Source organism: Citrobacter freundii complex sp. CFNIH9 (genome assembly GCF_002903305.1).
Taxonomy (GTDB): domain Bacteria; phylum Pseudomonadota; class Gammaproteobacteria; order Enterobacterales; family Enterobacteriaceae; genus Citrobacter; species Citrobacter portucalensis.
In genome coordinates this window covers 4,593,442-4,611,054 of sequence record NZ_CP026238.1, presented here as the reverse complement: position 1 = coordinate 4,611,054, position 17,613 = coordinate 4,593,442, and the positions used below count along the sequence as shown (strand labels likewise).

The following is a 17,613-nucleotide window of genomic DNA, read 5'->3' as shown; positions in this document are numbered from 1 at the left end:
CAGATGCTTCATCGGCTTCAAACAGGTTATGAACGCGTTTCCACTGCTCCTTTATAGGTACAATAGTATAGTCTTAGGGATGTGCGGGAAATTTGACGTGTTCGATTTTTTTAGCGTGTCATAGGGGGGAATTATCATTGAATTTGATTAATTTAATTACTAAACCACCCTAAGTCGCTTTTTTTATCCAATTGCCAGTGATGATTAGTGCTGCCTGAAATTTGTCTCGTTAGCGCGATACGAGTAGACTTCGTGCCCTTGTCATAAATCGGAGAAACAACCATGAGCGAAACGGCAACCTGGCAGCCGAGCGCGACCATCCCCAATCTGTTGAAACGTGCAGCAATTATAGCGGAGATTCGCCGCTTTTTTGCCGATCGTGGCGTGCTTGAGGTTGAGACCCCTTGTATGAGTCAGGCAACGGTAACGGACATCCACCTGTTCCCGTTCGAAACGCGTTTCGTTGGCCCTGGACACTCCCAGGGAATGAATCTCTATTTAATGACCAGCCCTGAATACCATATGAAGCGCCTGCTGGTGGCAGGATGCGGCCCGGTGTATCAACTGTGCCGCAGCTTCCGTAATGAAGAGATGGGGCGCCATCATAACCCTGAATTCACCATGCTTGAGTGGTATCGCCCGCACTACGATATGTATCGCCTGATGAATGAAGTGGATGATTTGCTCCAGCAGGTGCTGGACTGCTCACCTGCGGAAAGCCTTTCTTACCAGCAGGCCTTCCAGCGCCATCTGGAGATTGACCCGCTGTCTGCGGATAAAACCCAACTGCGGGAAGTGGCGGCGAAATTGGATCTCAGCAATATCGCTGATACCGAAGAAGACCGGGATACCTTACTGCAACTGCTGTTTACGATGGGTGTTGAACCGCATATTGGTAAAGACAAGCCGACGTTTGTGTATCATTTCCCGGCCAGCCAGGCATCACTGGCGCAAATCAGTACCGAAGATCACCGCGTGGCTGAACGTTTCGAGGTTTATTACAAAGGTATTGAGCTGGCGAATGGTTTCCATGAATTGACCGACGCGCGCGAACAACAGCAGCGGTTTGAACAGGATAACCGCAAACGTGCCGCACGAGGCTTACCACAGCAACCTATCGATACCAACCTGCTGGAAGCGCTGAAAGTCGGCATGCCGGATTGCTCAGGCGTGGCGCTGGGCGTTGACCGTCTGGTGATGCTGGCGCTGGGCGCAGAGAGCCTGGCCGAGGTAATCGCATTTACCGTCGATCGCGCATAACTTACTCTTCTGCAATACAAAGTGGTGGCTTAATCGCCACTTTGTAGCATATTTTTTCATTTCCCCTCTAATAGCCACAATTTACACCTGGATATTTGATATCGTTTAGGTATCAATTCTGTGTTGTTTTTTTTATCGCTGAACTCTGCAAAGAGAGCAGTGCCAACCGGTGAGCGGCGTTTGTTAAACGCTTGCCAGAGTAAGGGATGGTTTAATGACCCAAACAATAAAAAAGATGAGCCTGATAGGTCTCATTCTCATGATATTTACGTCAGTTTTCGGTTTTGCTAATAGCCCCTCCGCGTTCTATTTAATGGGGTATAGTGCAATACCGTGGTATATATTTTCTGCATTATTATTCTTTATTCCATTTGCTTTAATGATGGCGGAAATGGGTTCTGCCTATCGGAAAGAAGAGGGGGGAATCTATTCGTGGATGAATAATAGCGTTGGACCACGCTATGCGTTTATCGGCACGTTTATGTGGTTTTCTTCTTATGTGATATGGATGGTTAGTACTGCGGCGAAAGTCTGGGTTCCTTTTTCAACCTTCTTGTTTGGCGCAGACATGACGCAGCACTGGCGTATTGCAGGGCTTGAGCCTACGCAGGTTGTCGGACTGCTCGCAGTCGGTTGGATGATCCTGGTGACCTGCGTGGCATCCCGGGGTATTAATAAGATTGCGCGTATTACGGCTGTAGGTGGAATTGCCGTAATGTGTCTTAATTTAGTTCTGTTGTTAGTGAGTGTCGCTATTTTGTTATTAACTGGTGGCCACTTTGCACAGGATATTAATTTCATCTCTTCGCCTAATCCCGGATATCAGTCTGGACTGGCAATGTTGTCATTTGTTGTGTTTGCCATTTTTGCTTACGGCGGAATTGAAGCTGTAGGGGGACTGGTTGATAAAACAGAAAAACCAGAAAAGAACTTTGCTAAAGGCATTGTCTTTGCCGCTATTGTCATTTCTGTTGGTTATTCACTGGCCATCTTTTTATGGGGCGTTAGCACTAACTGGCAGCAGGTATTAAGTAATAGCTCAGTTAACCTCGGGAATATTACCTATATCCTGATGAAAAGCCTCGGAATGACGTTGGGTAATGCGCTACATCTTTCCCCTGATGCCGCAATGGTGATGGGCGTATGGTTTGCACGTATTACCGGGCTTTCCATGTTCCTTGCCTACACCGGCGCTTTTTTCACCCTCAGCTACTCACCGCTGAAAGCGATTATTCAGGGCACGCCGAAGGCGTTGTGGCCCGCGCCGATGACCAAACTGAATGCCGTAGGGATGCCGACGACGGCAATGTGGTTACAGTGCCTGCTGGTGAGCCTGTTTATCCTGTTGGTTTCATTTGGTGGCGATACGGCTTCAGCGTTCTATAACAAACTGACGCTGATGGCGAACGTCTCGATGACGCTGCCGTATCTGTTCCTGGCGCTGGCGTTTCCGTTCTTTAAATCCCGTCCGGGTCTGGAAAGGCCGTTTGTTGTCTTTAAAACCCGAGCGGCGACGCTGCTGGCAACGGGAGTGGTCGTGCTGGTGGTGACGTTTGCTAATGTGTTCACCATCATCCAGCCGGTAATTGAAGCCGGAGACTGGAACAGCGCACTGTGGATGACCGGCGGTCCGATCTTCTTCTCACTGCTGGCGATGGCGATTTATCAGAACTACAGCCGTCGCACGACCAACGAGCCTGAGTGGGCGGTGGAATAAAGGCCATCTGGCGTTTATTGCCTGTTGCCGATCCGGACGCATATTAAGCTCGAAAATGTCTGTAATCGGCGATGAAATGCCCGATGGCGCAAGCTTATCGGGCCTACAGGTTAATTGCAGACCCGTAGGCCGGATAAGACCCCACGGGTCGCCATCCGGCATTTCTTGCCTGCATTGTGCGTTACAAACTCCCTGCCGGGCGACTGCCTCTTCCTGCAGAACTTAATGTTCTCCCTGTTTGCTTACCGCCGAGGCTCTCCAGACGCATCTGGAACGGAGGGAACGGCATATCAATACCGTGCTCGCGGAAGCCTGCCAGAATCAGTTGGTGGATTTCATGGCGCAGCGGCATGCGATGCCCCATCTCGGCGGCATAAATACGCAGTTCGAAGATTTGAATGCCTTGTTGCAGGTCAACCAGGAAGACTTCTGGCGCCGGATTATCGATAACCAGCGAACAGTGCTGCGCGGCAGTCAGCAGGATCTGCGTAACCTCCTCGCTGTTCGCCTCTGACGGTGCCGGGATGGTTAACACCACACGGGTGACCGAATCGGATAACGACCAGTTGATAAACTGTTCGGTGATAAAGGCTTTGTTGGGCACGATGATCTCTTTGCGGTCCCAGTCGCTGATAGTGGTGGCACGGGTATTAATCTTCGTCACGCTACCGGTAAGATCGCGAATCGTCACCGTGTCGCCAATGCGGATTGGTTTTTCAAACAGGATAATCAGGCCGGAAATAAAGTTGGCGAAGATCTCCTGCAAACCAAAGCCCAGACCGACACCGAGAGCCGCCACCAGCCATTGCAGTTTGGACCATTCAATACCGATCATCGAGAAGCCAACCAGACCGCCAATCAGCATCAGCAGATACTTGGTGATGGTGGTGATGGCATAACCGGTGCCGGGGGTTAAATCCAGATGTTGCAGTAGTGCCAGCTCCAGCAGTGCGGGTAGGTTGCGCACTAACTGGGTGGTGATGATAAATACCAGAATCGCGATAAGCACCGCGCCCAGCGTTATCGGTTCTAAGCTTTCCACGCCCTGAACCGTGGAGGTGACATCCCACAACGAGATGTTTTCCAGGAAGCCGAAAGCGGAATGAATTTCTGACCACAGTACAATGACCGAGAGCAGGGCGATAAGCATCAGGATAGAACGCACCAGGCGCAGCGATTGCGCGCTGATAGCATCCAAATCCACTTCGCTTTCATCAACGTCAATCGCACCTTCAAGGCTGGTGGAATGCGGTGGTTCTTCTTCGCCCCGCGCGCGCTGCGCCAGCATTTCTGCGCGTCGATGCTTGGCGCGGTCAAACGCCAGGCGGCGACGCTGAATTAGCATCCAACGGCGGATAACGTGATACACCACCAGTAATAAGAACCAAATCGCTACAGACGTTTCCAGACGTGCCAGCAGGGCTTGTGACGTGGCGAGGTAGCCTACTGCTGCGGCGAGAATGGCAATCAGCGGCGCACCCATCAGCATATTCCACAGCATGCTGTTGACCATGTTATCGCTGTTGCCCTCTTTATCGAGGTACAGCGGTATCCCGGCGCGTTTCAGGCTCAGGGTTACGACAGCCAGCGCACCGCAAATCAGAATAAAGCACAGACGTCCCAGTGAGGCGGAGAATTCCCGGTCATTGAGGTTATCAAACATAATCACCGCCATGATCAACGGGACAATCAGCCCGATGCTCATCAGGTAATAGTGCATGGCTTTCGCGACGCGGTTCCGCGGCCAGCCAAAGTGGGCAATGAACAGACCGTTGGGGCGTGCAAAGGTGGCGCAGATCATTACCGCCCACAGCATGGGCACCGTGGCGGTAACGCCATCGCCGATCGCGACAGCCAACGGATAAGGCCAGGCTTCCTGCAATCCGTAACCGAGCGTTGCCCACAGCACTGGCAACGGCGAAGCGACGAGTATTGACCAGAATACCGTGCGTATTGTCAGCCAGAAGTGGTCCTGGGTGACTTTCCCGACCCGCGCGGACGAGCGTTCAAGGAAACGGGTGAAGTGCTTGCGCGAAGAGAGGCTAAAGCCAACTAACACCAACGCCGCGAACAGCGGTAGCAGCGTTTCTTTGCTGGTCAGCATCATGATGCTGGCTTTGCCCAACTGATTAAACGTATCTAATGAGATCAGACGCCGCAGATCCTGAACGATGTCGACAGGCCAGGAGAGGGAGATAGGGCTAACGTCTGACGTCCAGAACAGGTAGCGGTGCGTCGCTTCGTTGACCTCTTTTAGCGCATCTTCCAGTTGACTGTTGGAAACTTTGAGCTTGGTCAGCTCAAGGATCAGCGTATCGCCGCCCTGTAACAATGAGTTCAGCAGCTCACGCTGGGTGCGTAGCTGGGCGTTGAGGATGCTGCTCTGTTCAGCGGTCAGCGGTTGTCCATCGGCCTGATGAATCTGACGCAGCTGCGGCTGTTTGTTGAGGAGGTCCTCATAGCGCATGCGGTGTACGCGAAGCTGCGCCATTTCGGTATCCAACTGCTGAGGTTTAGGCATTTCCGGCAGACGGGATACCTGCGCTCGCAGCGCTTCTCCCAGCATATTTGAAACCCCAAGCCACTGAGACTGCTCTCGCAGCGTATTCAATGCCTGACGCACCTGCAACGTTTGGCTGGCGGCCTGACGCTGCTGCGAAGCGACCAGATCCATACGCTGTGCTTGCTGGTTTAAGGCCTGAGACAGCTCGCGGTTTACCTTGAACTGGTCGACAATGCCTTCCGGCAGTCCCGCGCTGTTTTCCGCCAGCAGTTCGGTGCTTTCCAGCGCTCGCTCAGCTTCACGCTGACGTTGACTGTTGAGCTGGTTGCGCAAAGCCTGCAGGTAAGCGTCGAGTTGTTGACTCTGTTTTTCCGCCAGTTCGGAGCGCATACGCGCCAGTTCCTGACGGTTATTAGCGGAAAGCTGCGCCAGTTCCAGTTCATCGACCTGGGCTTTAAGTTTGGCGGATTCAGCCTGCATCGCCTGATTCTGTGCGGAATTGCCGTTGGCGGTACCAATGCGTCGCTCAAGCTCATTGAGCTGGCGGCGGGCATCGGTTTGCTGTTGAGGAAGCTGGCTTAACGAGTCGGCGATTTCCCGGGCGCGATCCTGCTCCTGCTGGGCTTGACGACTCTTTTCCAGCAGTTGGCTGCTAACCTGGAGGATCTCCTGGTTTAACGCATCGGTAGTGAGTCCGGTTGGCACATTGCGCGGTTCATCACGCAGGTTGCTAAGCTGCGCGCGTAACGTTGCGGACAGCTTGGGGAAGTTATCAATAACCTGCTGATATTGCTGGGCACGCTCGAGAGAGCCTTTACGCTCCTCAAGGGCATTCAGCGCGGACTGGAGCGCCTCGACGGTTTCTGGCTGAGCGGGTTTTGCCGCTTTTGCCTGCTCCAGTTCCTGGGTGAGTTGTTTGGCATCGGGGGCCGTCGCAGCGTACGCCCCCAGGCTGAGGCACCAGGCCATCAGAAAAGTGATAATCAGGCGCACAGCAGCGATTCCTATGTTTAACTTTCGTCTTTTTTGTCGTCAACCAGCGGGCTGGCATCGTGTTCTGCTTCGATCTCTTCTTTCGCCAGCGGGGCCGGTTCTGCCTCTGGCGTCACGAAAGTCTCGGTCGAGATGGCCATTGGCTGGCCGATTTTGGTCACGGACAGATCCTGCAACTGCTCAACCAGGTTAACTTTGCCAGGTGCGAACAGGTTGATGACGGTGGAACCGAGCTTAAAGCGGCCCATTTCCTGACCTTTCAGCAGCGCCACCGACCCTTCGCTTTCGCCTTCCGGCCAGGTCCAGCGCTTGATGACGCCTTCACGCGGTGGGGTAATGGTGCCAGCCCATACGGTCTCAATGCTGCCGACGATGGTCGCGCCGACCAGAATCTGCACCATCGGGCCAAATTCGGTATCAAACAGACAGATTACACGTTCGTTGCGGGCAAACAGGTTCGGTACGTTTTGCGCAGTCAGGATGTTTACAGAGAAGAGATCGCCCGGCACATACATCATTTCACGCAGGATACCGTTACACGGCATGTGTACACGGTGGTAATCGCGTGGAGACAAGTAAGTGGTTACAAACGTACCGTTGCGGAATTTGTCCGCCATCTGATAGTTGCCAGCCAGCAGCGCTTCAAGGGTATAGCTGTGCCCTTTAGCCTGCAGCAGTTTGTCTTCCTCGATGTTGCCTAACTGGTTAATCACACCGTCAGCGGGCATGACCAGTACGTTTGGATCGGTATTAATTGGGCGAGCATCGTCGCGCAGCGGGCGAACAAAGAAGTCGTTGAAGGTGCGATAGCTGGCGGTGTCCGGCTTTTGCGCCTCTTTCATATCGACCTTGTAATATTTCACGAACAGATCGATAACCAGTTTGGTCAGCCATCCCGCTCGTTTGCTCGCACCCCAACCCGCCAGGCGAGTGAGCCATAGTTTCGGCAGAATGTATTGTAGCGAAAGCTTAAATGAGTTTAACAAGGTAGCCTCCAGGCCATAATTTGTTCCCGATCCGGCATACGGGCCGGATCCTGAAAAAAGGGGGACGATTCTAGCGATGCTTAGCTTAGTTGTCAGTTGTCTGTATCAGAAAAGTTTTTACGCGTTTTTACCTGCGCCATGCTTTCCAGGATGCGGTGATAATTTTCAAACCGGGTTTCAGCAATGGCCCCTTTTTCTACAGCCTCACGGATAGCGCAGCCTGGATCGGTATCATGCTTGCAGTCGCGGTATTTGCAATGGCCCAGGTAGTCATGAAATTCGACAAAGCCATGCGTGATTTGTTCCGGCTCCAGATGCCACAGTCCAAACTCACGTACGCCAGGGGAGTCGATAACGTCGCCGCCGTGCGGGAAGTGATACAGGCGAGAGGCCGTGGTGGTGTGCTGTCCAAGGCCGGAGTTGTCAGAGACATCATTGGTCAGGATCTCTTCCTGCAGGCCGAGGAGATTATTGAGCAGGCTGGATTTACCTACGCCCGATTGACCGGCAAAAATGCTGATGCGATCGGTTAATGCTTCTTCAAGCGGTTTCAGGCCGTCTTTAGTGCGGCTTGATACCATCAACACCCGATAGCCAATGTTGCGATAGATATCCATCTGTTCGTTAACGAAGGCCATGCCTTCATCATCCAGCAGATCGATCTTATTCAGCACGATAATCGGTTCAACGTGTAGCGTTTCGCAGGCTACCAGATACCGGTCGATAATATTGAGTGACAGCTCGGGTAAGATGGCTGAGACAATAACGATCTGGTCGATGTTGGCGGCAATAGGCTTTACCCCGTCGTAAAAGTCGGGGCGTGTCAGTACCGAGGTACGATCGTGTACCGCTTCAACGATACCTTTGACATTCACGCCTTCAGCTGCCGCTTTACCCGGGCGCCAGACTACGCGATCGCCAGTAACCAGCGAGCGAATTGTACGGCGGATGTTGCAACGGTGAATTTCACCGTCAGCAGACTCTACGTCGGCATGCATGCCAAAACGGCTGATAACGATGCCTTCGGCGGTTTCGCCAAACAGGTTGTCGTCGTAGTCGGGCTTCTCCGTGGACGTTTTAAGACGACGCTGGTGATTGGCGTTCACACGGCGCTGTTGGCCTTTGGAGAGTTTATTCTTACTCAATCGGACTGGCTCCTGGTCGCCCATGATGGGCAAAACATTTATGATACACACAATTTTAGATCAATGTAGTCACACTGAATGTGACGCTGAAGGGTGGAAAATAGCATGAGTGCCAATGAAAACAACCTGATTTGGATCGATCTGGAGATGACAGGTCTGGATCCCGAGCGCGATCGCATTATTGAGATCGCCACGCTGGTGACGGATGCCAACCTGAATATTCTGGCTGAAGGACCGACAATTGCGGTACACCAGTCTGACGAACAGCTGGCATTAATGGATGACTGGAACGTACGTACGCATACCTGTAGCGGGCTGGTGGAGCGCGTGAAGGCGAGCACCATGGGCGATCGTGAAGCTGAACTGGCCACGCTGGCTTTTTTGAAAGAGTGGGTTCCGGAAGGGAAATCACCTATCTGCGGCAACAGCATCGGGCAGGATCGTCGTTTCCTGTTTAAATACATGCCGGAGCTGGAGGCGTATTTCCATTATCGCTATCTGGACGTCAGCACGCTCAAAGAGCTGGCGCGTCGTTGGAAGCCGGAAATCCTTGCGGGCTTCACCAAGCAGGGAACACATCAGGCGATGGACGACATTCGTGAATCTGTTGCTGAGCTTGCTTACTATCGCGAACATTTTATTAATCTTTGATTTTGTTCTCCGGTGGCTTGCGTCACCGGTTTTTTGACGCTAAATTGTTCAGCTTGATTGTAAATTAATCACTTGAACGAATTTTCGAAAAAAACACTTTCAGGGGGGTTGCAGCTAAACGGATTTCTCGTATAATGCGCCTCCCGTAACGACGCAGAAATGCGAATTACGACAGCAACAAAAGCAGTACAGATTTGCGGGAATAGCTCAGTTGGTAGAGCACGACCTTGCCAAGGTCGGGGTCGCGAGTTCGAGTCTCGTTTCCCGCTCCAAAATTTGAAAATGCTTTTAAAGCACAGACCACCAATCGCAGGATTTCGAATTGCGACAAGGCGGCAACTGAATGAGTCCTTAGGAGCTTACTAAAGTAAGTGACTCAGGCGAATGAAGGCAGCCAACGCAGTAGCGGTTCGAAAGACGAAGATTATGCGGGAATAGCTCAGTTGGTAGAGCACGACCTTGCCAAGGTCGGGGTCGCGAGTTCGAGTCTCGTTTCCCGCTCCAAAATTTGAAAGTGCTTGTTAAGCACAGACCACCAAATCGCAGGATTTCGAATTGCGACAAGGCGGCAACTGAATGAGTTCTTAGGAGCTTACTGAAGTAAGTGACTCAGGCGAATGAAGGCAGCCAACGCAGTAGTGGTTCGAAAGACGAAGATTAAGCGGGAATAGCTCAGTTGGTAGAGCACGACCTTGCCAAGGTCGGGGTCGCGAGTTCGAGTCTCGTTTCCCGCTCCAAATTCTTACCCCAATAAAAATATCCACAACGAATAATCGCGTTGGGGACGTTTTGTTTCGTCATTGACATACTCTTGTAAACAGACTTATCCACAGGTTCGGGTATTATTCCTGGAATGCAAAAAACTTCGCCGGGTGAATAGTATCATTTTAACTATCTGAAATTATTAATTTAATTATCATTTCAAATTGTTAATACGATCACTTGACGATTTTTTCCCTCTTGAATATCAATGTGTTTTTATTTTTATACACAAGCTGTGGATGACTTAAGCGTCGCGCGGCAGACCCTTCTCAATGACCCTGACTAAACGTTGTTTCTGCGGTAGCTGCACCTCAACTACGCAGGCATTTCGCTTCTCAATTTGCTGAGCAACTGCCCATTCTATGTGTTCGTCGAGAAGTGGGTGCTCACCTCTGCGACTTTCCAGTGCGTGAAGAACGGCTTCATTCCAGGGAGCATTACCCAACGCAACGGCGATATTTCGCAGCCAGCGCAGGTGGCCAATACGACGAATGGCAGACCCCTCCGTGGCTTTTAAAAACCACGCTTCGCTCCAGCTAAACAGCTCTATTAACTCCGGAGCATGAAGCTGCTTGCGCGGGTTGAAGTCATCCTCTGCCGTCAACTGTGAATAGCGGTTCCACGGGCAAATAAGCTGGCAATCATCGCAGCCATAAATTCGATTCCCCATCAAGGGACGAAATTCTTCCGGGATCGCGCCTTCCAGTTCGATAGTGAGATAAGAAATACAGCGGCGCGCATCCACCGTATAGGGTTCTACAATGGCCCCGGTGGGACAGATGGTCATGCAGGCAACGCATTTCCCGCATCCTTCTTCTGCTGGTTGGTCGACCGGTAGGGGTAAGTCGATCAGTAATTCCCCGAGGAAGAAAAATGAACCGGCTTCGCGATTGAGGATAAGTGAGTGCTTACCTGTCCAGCCAAGCCCGGCTTTTTCCGCTAACGGACGCTCAAGAATGGGCGCAGAATCGACAAAAGGTCTAAAATTCAGCGAAACGCAGTGCTGTTGAATCATCTCTCCCAGCTTTTTTAAGCGGTTACGTAGCAGCTTATGATAGTCGCGCCCCAGCGCGTAACGGCTGACGTAACCCAGAGAAGGATTCTTCAATGTGCTGGCGAAGGCCGCATTGGCAGGAAGATAGTTCATACGTACGCTGATGACACGTAGCGTACCGGGCAATAATTCGTGAGGTCGGGCGCGCATCATGCCGTGACGGGCCATCCAGTCCATCTCGCCGTGGTATTGTTTATCCAGCCAGGCCTGCAGTTTGGGTTCCGCTTCGCTGAGGTCGGTATCGGCAATCCCGACCTGCTGAAAGCCAAGCTCCAGCCCCCACTGCTTAATATTTTGCGCTAACTGATTGAGATCGAGGGGCTCTGACATGACGGACCATACAATGAAGAAAAACCCCGCAAGTATACCACACTCCATCTGGAACGCCGATGACATCAGGCGGATGGAGCGAGAGGCGGCAGACAGTTCAGGGCTGACGCTTTACGAACTGATGCAACGGGCGGGAGAGGCGGCGTTTCAGGTCATTCGTGAGGCTTATCCGAACGCCCGGCACTGGCTGGTGCTATGTGGTCATGGCAACAACGGCGGCGATGGTTACGTAGTGGCAAGACTTGCCAAAGCGCTGGGTCTTGAAGTTACGTTGCTGGCGCAGGAAAGTGACAAACCGCTCCCCGAGGAGGCGAAGCAGGCACGTGATGCCTGGCTTAACGCTGGTGGCGTCATTCACGCGGCGGATATCAATTGGCCAAATAACGTGGACGTCATTATTGATGCGCTGTCAGGCACTGGCTTAAAACATGCGCCGCGTGAGTCTCTCTCGGTATTGATTGAACGTGCCAATTCTCACCCAGCCCCCACCGTGGCGATAGACATTCCCTCCGGCCTGCTGGCGCAGACGGGAGCGACGCCGGGCGCGGTCATCAACGCAGCGCATACCATTACCTTTATTGCACTCAAGCCGGGCCTGCTCACCGGTAAAGCGCGCGATGTCACCGGGCGTCTGCATGTTAACGCACTTGGGCTGGACGACTGGCTGGCGGGGCAGAATGCGCCAATACAACGTTTTGATGCTCAACAGCTTGCACACTGGCTAACGCCGCGTCGACCCACCTCGCACAAAGGCTCCCACGGGCGGCTGGTGATTATCGGCGGTGACCACGGTACGGCTGGCGCAATACGCATGGCCGGGGAAGCCGCGCTGCGAGCAGGTGCCGGGCTGGTCAAAGTGCTGACGCGCAGTGAAAACATAGCGCCTATTTTGACAGCCAGACCGGAACTGATGGTCGATGCGCTGACGCCGCAGACGCTGGAAGAGAGCCTGGCGTGGGCGGATGTAGTGGTGATAGGCCCCGGGCTTGGTCAGCAGGAGTGGGGCAAAAAAGCGCTGCAAAAAGTGGAGAATTTTCGCAAACCGATGCTCTGGGATGCGGATGCGCTGAACCTGCTGGCAATCAACCCCGATAAACGTCACAATCGCGTGATCACGCCGCATCCAGGTGAAGCCGCGCGACTGCTGGGTTGTTCCATTGCAGAAATTGAAGACGATCGCTTACTTTGTGCACAACGTCTGGTAAAACGGTACGGAGGCGTGGTGGTGCTGAAAGGCGCGGGTACGGTTGTTGCTGCTGAACAGGCGGAGTTGGGTATTATTGATACCGGCAATGCCGGGATGGCCAGCGGCGGAATGGGGGATGTGCTTTCCGGTATTATTGGCGCATTGCTCGGACAGAAGCTTACCCCGTATGATGCAGCATGTGCGGGATGTGTTGCGCACGGAGCGGCGGCGGATGTGCTGGCGGCGCGTTTTGGTACGCGTGGCATGCTGGCGACGGATCTCTTTACCACGCTACAGCGTATTGTTAACCCTGATGTGATTGACGTTTATCATGATGAATCGAGTAATTCCACTACCTGATGAGCAGGCGACTTTAGACCTGGGACTGCGGGTAGCCAAAGCCTGTGACGGCGCGACGGTTATATATTTGTACGGCGACCTGGGGGCGGGTAAAACCACCTTCAGCCGGGGATTTCTGCAGGCGTTAGGTCATAAAGGTAATGTAAAAAGCCCCACCTACACGCTGGTTGAACCCTATTCACTCGATAACTTGATGGTATATCACTTCGATTTATACCGACTTGCGGACCCAGAGGAGCTGGAATTTATGGGGATCCGCGATTATTTTGCCAATGATGCCATCTGCCTGGTGGAATGGCCGCAACAAGGTAAAGGTGTACTGCCAGACCCGGACGTCGAAATACACATTGAATACCAGGCGCAAGGTCGAGAGGCGCGTGTAAGCGCAGTCTCCTCATCAGGTGATTTATTGCTGGCGCGTTTAGCCGAATAACCTTAAGGGTGGCGGGATGATTTATCGCATCAGAAACTGGCTGATGGCAACCCTGGTCCTGCTGTGCGCGCAGGCAGGGGCCGCCAGCCTCTCCGATCTTCAGGTGTCCAATGGCGATCAACAGGCGCGGATTACGCTGAGCTTTATTGGCGATCCTGAATATGCCGTTTCGCAGGACGGGAAACGAACCGTCGCGCTGGATATTAAACAAACCGGTGTGATTCAGGGATTACCGCTGCTGTTTAGCGGCAATAATCTGGTGAAATCTATCCGTTCCGGCACGCCAAAAGATGCGCAGTCTCTGCGCCTGGTGGTGGATTTAACCGAGAACGGTAAAGCCGAAGCAGTAAAACGCCAGAACGGCGGCAATTATACCGTCGTGTTTACCATCAACGCTGATGCGCCACCGCCGCCGCCTCCACCTCCCGTGGTTGCAAAGCGTGTTGAAGTGCCGATTGTTGCCCCACGTCCTGTCGAGCCAGCGCGAAATCCGTTTAAAGCAGAAAACGATCGCACTACGGCTGTGACTAACAGCAATACCTCCACGCGCCCTGCGGCGCGCGCCAGTTCCAGCAACGGCGATAAAGTGGTGATTGCCATTGATGCCGGACACGGTGGACAGGATCCTGGCGCTATTGGTCCTGGCGGCACGCGTGAGAAAAACGTCACGATTGCCGTGGCGCGCAAGCTGCGCAGTTTGCTCAATGATGATCCGATGTTTAAAGGCGTACTCACCCGTGATGGTGATTACTTTATCTCGGTGATGGGGCGTTCAGACGTCGCGCGTAAACAAAACGCCAATTTCCTGGTTTCTATTCACGCGGATGCCGCGCCAAATCGTGATGCCACAGGTGCTTCCGTTTGGGTGCTGTCAAACCGTCGGGCGAACAGTGAGATGGCCGGCTGGTTGGAACAGCACGAGAAGCAATCGGAGCTGTTGGGCGGCGCGGGCGATGTGCTGGCAAACAGCCAGTCCGATCCTTACCTCAGCCAGGCCGTACTGGATCTGCAGTTCGGCCATTCGCAGCGCGTCGGGTATGATGTGGCGACCAGCATGATCGGCCAGTTAGAACGTATTGGTTCGATGCATAAGCGTCGTCCAGAACACGCCAGTCTTGGCGTACTGCGTTCGCCTGATATCCCGTCAGTGCTGGTTGAAACCGGCTTTATCAGTAACAACAGCGAAGAACGCCTGTTGGCGAGCGATGATTACCAGCAGCAACTGGCTGAGGCGATTTACAAAGGATTGCGTAACTATTTCCAGGCGCACCCGATGCAAACCGGGCCGCAGGGCGCACCGGCGCAAACCGCCAGCGCCATATCGCCGGGTAACACGTTAACAAATTAAGGATTAGCCATGCCGATTCAGGTTCTACCGCCACAGCTGGCGAACCAGATTGCCGCAGGCGAGGTGGTAGAACGGCCTGCGTCAGTGGTGAAAGAGCTGGTGGAAAACAGCATCGATGCCGGTGCGACGCGTATTGATATCGATATTGAACGCGGCGGCGCGAAGCTTATCCGTATTCGTGACAACGGCTGCGGGATTAAAAAAGACGAGCTGGCGTTGGCGTTGGCGCGTCATGCCACCAGTAAAATAGCCTCGCTTGACGATCTTGAAGCCATCGTAAGCCTCGGATTTCGCGGCGAAGCGCTGGCCAGTATCAGCTCCGTGTCTCGCTTAACCCTGACGTCGCGTACGCAAGAACAACCCGAAGCCTGGCAGGCGTATGCCGAAGGGCGTGACATGGATGTCACAGTTAAACCCGCTGCGCATCCGGTGGGAACCACGCTGGAGGTGCTAGATCTGTTCTACAACACCCCGGCGCGGCGCAAATTTATGCGCACCGAGAAAACCGAATTTAATCATATCGACGAGATTATTCGCCGCATTGCGCTGGCACGTTTTGATGTGACGATAAATTTGTCGCACAACGGCAAAGTGGTGCGACAGTACCGGGCAGTGGCCGCGGATGGGCAGAAAGAGCGCCGACTGGGCGCGATTTGCGGCACGCCGTTTCTGGAACATGCGCTGGCGATCGAATGGCAGCATGGCGATTTAACATTGCGCGGCTGGGTGGCCGATCCTAACCACACAACGGCAGCACTGGCAGAAATCCAGTACTGCTACGTGAATGGTCGGATGATGCGCGACCGGCTGATCAACCATGCTATCCGCCAGGCCTGTGAAGATAAGCTGGGAGCCGATCAACAGCCCGCTTTTGTGTTGTATCTGGAAATCGATCCGCATCAAGTGGATGTCAACGTACACCCAGCTAAACATGAGGTCCGTTTCCATCAATCCCGCCTGGTGCACGATTTTATTTACCAGGGCGTGTTGAGCGTCCTGCAACAGCAGCTTGAAACGCCGCTGCCGTTGGCTGATGACGACGAACCCGCTCCAAGGCACATCCCGGAAAACCGTGTTGCTGCTGGACGCAACCATTTTGCCGAGCCGGCTCCCGCGCGTGAACCTGCGACACCGCGGTACTCAGCATCCGCTGGCACTGGAAGTGGCAATAGTGGTGGCGGTGGCCGTCAGGCGGGAGCCAGTTGGCCTCATGCTCAACCCGGATACCAAAAGCAGCAGGGCGAAATTTATCAGCAACTGATGCAGACGCCGGCTCCAACGCGTAAAACGCCGGTCTCTGAAACGCCATCGACGCCTCTGACTGGCAGCAGTCAGGGCTTTGGCCGGGTGCTAACGATAGTTGGTGCAGACTGCGCGTTACTCGAGTGCGATGGGCATATTCGGTTGTTGGCATTACCGGTGGCTGAGCGTTGGCTGCGTCAGGCGCAGTTAACGCCGGGTCAGGGAGCGGTTTGTGCTCAACCGTTACTGATCCCTTTACGTCTAAAAGTGACCGCTGATGAAAAAGCGGCACTGCAAAAAGGACAGAGCCAACTGGCTGAGTTGGGCATTGAATTTCAGCTGGATGCGCAGCATGTGACCATCCGGGCGGTGCCTTTACCCTTACGCCAACAAAATTTACAAATCTTGATTCCTGAACTGATAGGCTACCTGGCGCAGCAATCCGTATTCGAGCCGGGCAATATTGCACAGTGGATCGCACGTAACCTGATGAGCGAGCATCCACAGTGGAGCATGGCACAGGCGATTACGCTATTAGCGGATGTTGAGCGGCTCTGCCCACAACTCGTGAAGGCACCGCCGGGTGGTCTGTTACAACCTGTTGATTTACATTCGGTAATGAATGCCCTGAAACATGAGTGATACCCGTAAGGCGAGCCTGCCAAAGGCGATTTTTTTGATGGGGCCAACGGCCTCCGGTAAAACGGCATTAGCAATTGAATTGCGTAAAGTTTTGCCCATAGAGTTGATAAGCGTTGATTCCGCCCTTATTTACAAGGGGATGGATATCGGTACAGCCAAGCCTGATGCAAATGAATTACAGGCCGCACCGCACCGATTGCTGGATATCCGCGATCCATCGCAGGCGTACTCCGCTGCGGATTTTCGTCGCGATGCGTTAGCCGAGATGGCCGACATCACCGCCGCGGGCCGTATCCCGTTGCTGGTGGGCGGCACAATGTTATATTTCAAAGCCTTGCTTGAAGGACTGTCGCCGTTACCGTCGGCGGACCCGGAAGTCAGGGCCAGAATTGAGCAGCAGGCGGCAGAGCAGGGTTGGGACGCGTTACACCGACAGCTTCAGGACATCGATCCCGTGGCAGCGGCGCGTATTCATCCAAATGATCCGCAAAGACTTTCCCGGGCACTGGAAGTTTTTTTCATTTCGGGTAAAACTTTAACGGAGCTGACGCAAACGTCAGGAGATGCTTTGCCGTATCAGGTGCATCAGTTTGCAATCGCCCCGGCGAGCCGTGAACTGCTCCATCAGCGAATTGAGCAGCGTTTTCATCAGATGTTAGCTTCAGGTTTTGAAGCAGAAGTCCGGGCGCTTTTTGCCCGTGGAGATTTGCATACGGATTTGCCTTCCATTCGTTGTGTAGGGTATCGCCAGATGTGGTCATACATTGAAGGTGAAATTTCATACGATGAAATGGTTTATAGAGGTGTTTGCGCCACGAGGCAGTTGGCGAAGCGACAGGTAACCTGGTTGCGTGGTTGGGAAGGGGTGCACTGGCTTGACAGTGAAAAGCCTGACCAGGCGCGAAACGAAGTATTACAGGTTGTTGGTGCTATCGCGAACTGAATGTGTACAATTGAAACGTATCGTGCGCAATTTTTCAGAATCGAAAGGTTCAAAGTAC

12 protein-coding genes and 3 tRNA genes are annotated in these 17,613 nt (G+C 53.3%); 11 read left to right on the top strand and 4 right to left on the bottom strand.

Annotated elements, in window-relative coordinates:
• Window positions 1-282 precede the first annotated feature (282 nt).
• The gene (gene epmA / locus C2U43_RS23290; RefSeq protein ID WP_103285858.1) at window positions 283-1,260 is read left to right on the top strand and encodes an elongation factor P--(R)-beta-lysine ligase; all 978 of its coding nucleotides are present in this window, start codon (window positions 283-285) and stop codon (window positions 1,258-1,260) included.
• A 214-nt stretch (window positions 1,261-1,474) separates the two neighbouring features.
• Window positions 1,475-2,977: a glutamate/gamma-aminobutyrate family transporter YjeM gene (gene yjeM, locus C2U43_RS23285; protein ID WP_008785995.1), complete on the top strand. Its 1,503-nt coding sequence runs from the start codon at window positions 1,475-1,477 to the stop codon at window positions 2,975-2,977.
• Window positions 2,978-3,158: 181 nt separating this feature from the next.
• On the opposite strand, the gene mscM is transcribed toward yjeM, so the two are convergent.
• The 3 genes from mscM to rsgA all read right to left on the bottom strand — a co-directional run bounded on the left by mscM (window position 3,159) and on the right by rsgA (window position 8,604).
• The gene (mscM, locus tag C2U43_RS23280; protein WP_103285857.1) at window positions 3,159-6,473 is read right to left on the bottom strand and encodes a miniconductance mechanosensitive channel MscM; all 3,315 of its coding nucleotides are present in this window, start codon (window positions 6,471-6,473) and stop codon (window positions 3,159-3,161) included.
• A 17-nt stretch (window positions 6,474-6,490) separates the two neighbouring features.
• Entirely contained in the window at window positions 6,491-7,459 is a 969-nt protein-coding gene (gene asd, locus C2U43_RS23275) for an archaetidylserine decarboxylase (protein ID WP_048212901.1), read from the bottom strand.
• Window positions 7,460-7,551: 92 nt separating this feature from the next.
• Complete coding sequence (gene rsgA / locus C2U43_RS23270) at window positions 7,552-8,604, bottom strand: small ribosomal subunit biogenesis GTPase RsgA (RefSeq protein WP_170974257.1); 1,053 nt, start codon at window positions 8,602-8,604, stop codon at window positions 7,552-7,554.
• A 105-nt stretch (window positions 8,605-8,709) separates the two neighbouring features.
• Between rsgA and orn the strand changes: the two genes are divergently transcribed.
• The 4 genes from orn to C2U43_RS23250 all read left to right on the top strand — a co-directional run bounded on the left by orn (window position 8,710) and on the right by C2U43_RS23250 (window position 9,992).
• Window positions 8,710-9,255, top strand: a complete 546-nt coding sequence (gene orn, locus C2U43_RS23265; protein ID WP_103285856.1) for an oligoribonuclease — start codon at window positions 8,710-8,712, stop codon at window positions 9,253-9,255.
• 196 nt (window positions 9,256-9,451) lie between these two features.
• A tRNA-Gly gene (locus C2U43_RS23260) sits at window positions 9,452-9,527 on the top strand.
• Between the two features lie 156 nt (window positions 9,528-9,683).
• Window positions 9,684-9,759 (top strand) — tRNA-Gly (locus tag C2U43_RS23255).
• Window positions 9,760-9,916: 157 nt separating this feature from the next.
• A tRNA-Gly gene (locus tag C2U43_RS23250) sits at window positions 9,917-9,992 on the top strand.
• Between the two features lie 269 nt (window positions 9,993-10,261).
• Here C2U43_RS23250 and queG read toward each other — a convergent pair.
• On the bottom strand, window positions 10,262-11,401 hold the full coding sequence (queG, locus tag C2U43_RS23245; protein ID WP_103285855.1) for a tRNA epoxyqueuosine(34) reductase QueG: 1,140 nt from the start codon (window positions 11,399-11,401) through the stop codon (window positions 10,262-10,264).
• Here queG and nnr point away from each other — a divergent pair.
• Genes nnr through miaA form a run of 5 tightly spaced genes read left to right on the top strand, consistent with a single transcriptional unit; the run spans window position 11,400 to window position 17,555 of the window.
• Window positions 11,400-12,947: a bifunctional ADP-dependent NAD(P)H-hydrate dehydratase/NAD(P)H-hydrate epimerase gene (gene nnr / locus C2U43_RS23240; RefSeq protein ID WP_103285854.1), complete on the top strand. Its 1,548-nt coding sequence runs from the start codon at window positions 11,400-11,402 to the stop codon at window positions 12,945-12,947. The genes queG and nnr overlap by 2 nt on opposite strands.
• Complete coding sequence (tsaE, locus tag C2U43_RS23235; protein WP_103285853.1) at window positions 12,919-13,380, top strand: tRNA (adenosine(37)-N6)-threonylcarbamoyltransferase complex ATPase subunit type 1 TsaE; 462 nt, start codon at window positions 12,919-12,921, stop codon at window positions 13,378-13,380. The genes nnr and tsaE overlap by 29 nt, the downstream gene beginning before the upstream one ends.
• 16 nt (window positions 13,381-13,396) lie before the next feature.
• Window positions 13,397-14,728 carry an N-acetylmuramoyl-L-alanine amidase AmiB gene (gene amiB, locus C2U43_RS23230; protein WP_103285852.1) on the top strand — a complete coding sequence of 444 codons (1,332 nt, stop codon included), beginning with the start codon at window positions 13,397-13,399 and terminating at the stop codon, window positions 14,726-14,728.
• 9 nt (window positions 14,729-14,737) lie between these two features.
• Window positions 14,738-16,612: a DNA mismatch repair endonuclease MutL gene (gene mutL / locus C2U43_RS23225; protein ID WP_048236290.1), complete on the top strand. Its 1,875-nt coding sequence runs from the start codon at window positions 14,738-14,740 to the stop codon at window positions 16,610-16,612.
• A complete protein-coding gene (miaA, locus tag C2U43_RS23220; protein ID WP_100271606.1) occupies window positions 16,605-17,555 on the top strand; it encodes a tRNA (adenosine(37)-N6)-dimethylallyltransferase MiaA in 951 nt (316 codons plus the stop codon). The genes mutL and miaA overlap by 8 nt, the downstream gene beginning before the upstream one ends.
• Window positions 17,556-17,613: the final 58 nt, after the last annotated feature.

What these genes read in the sequence shown, in the direction of transcription:
- epmA (WP_103285858.1), top strand. Translation starts at nt 283, where the DNA reads ATGAGCGAAACGGCAACCTGGCAGCCGAGCGCGACCATCCCCAATCTG.
- yjeM (WP_008785995.1), top strand. Translation starts at nt 1,475, where the DNA reads ATGACCCAAACAATAAAAAAGATGAGCCTGATAGGTCTCATTCTCATG.
- orn (WP_103285856.1), top strand. Translation starts at nt 8,710, where the DNA reads ATGAGTGCCAATGAAAACAACCTGATTTGGATCGATCTGGAGATGACA.
- nnr (WP_103285854.1), top strand. Translation starts at nt 11,400, where the DNA reads ATGACGGACCATACAATGAAGAAAAACCCCGCAAGTATACCACACTCC.
- queG (WP_103285855.1), bottom strand. Translation starts at nt 11,401, where the DNA reads ATGTCAGAGCCCCTCGATCTCAATCAGTTAGCGCAAAATATTAAGCAG.
- tsaE (WP_103285853.1), top strand. Translation starts at nt 12,919, where the DNA reads ATGATGAATCGAGTAATTCCACTACCTGATGAGCAGGCGACTTTAGAC.
- amiB (WP_103285852.1), top strand. Translation starts at nt 13,397, where the DNA reads ATGATTTATCGCATCAGAAACTGGCTGATGGCAACCCTGGTCCTGCTG.
- mutL (WP_048236290.1), top strand. Translation starts at nt 14,738, where the DNA reads ATGCCGATTCAGGTTCTACCGCCACAGCTGGCGAACCAGATTGCCGCA.
- miaA (WP_100271606.1), top strand. Translation starts at nt 16,605, where the DNA reads ATGAGTGATACCCGTAAGGCGAGCCTGCCAAAGGCGATTTTTTTGATG.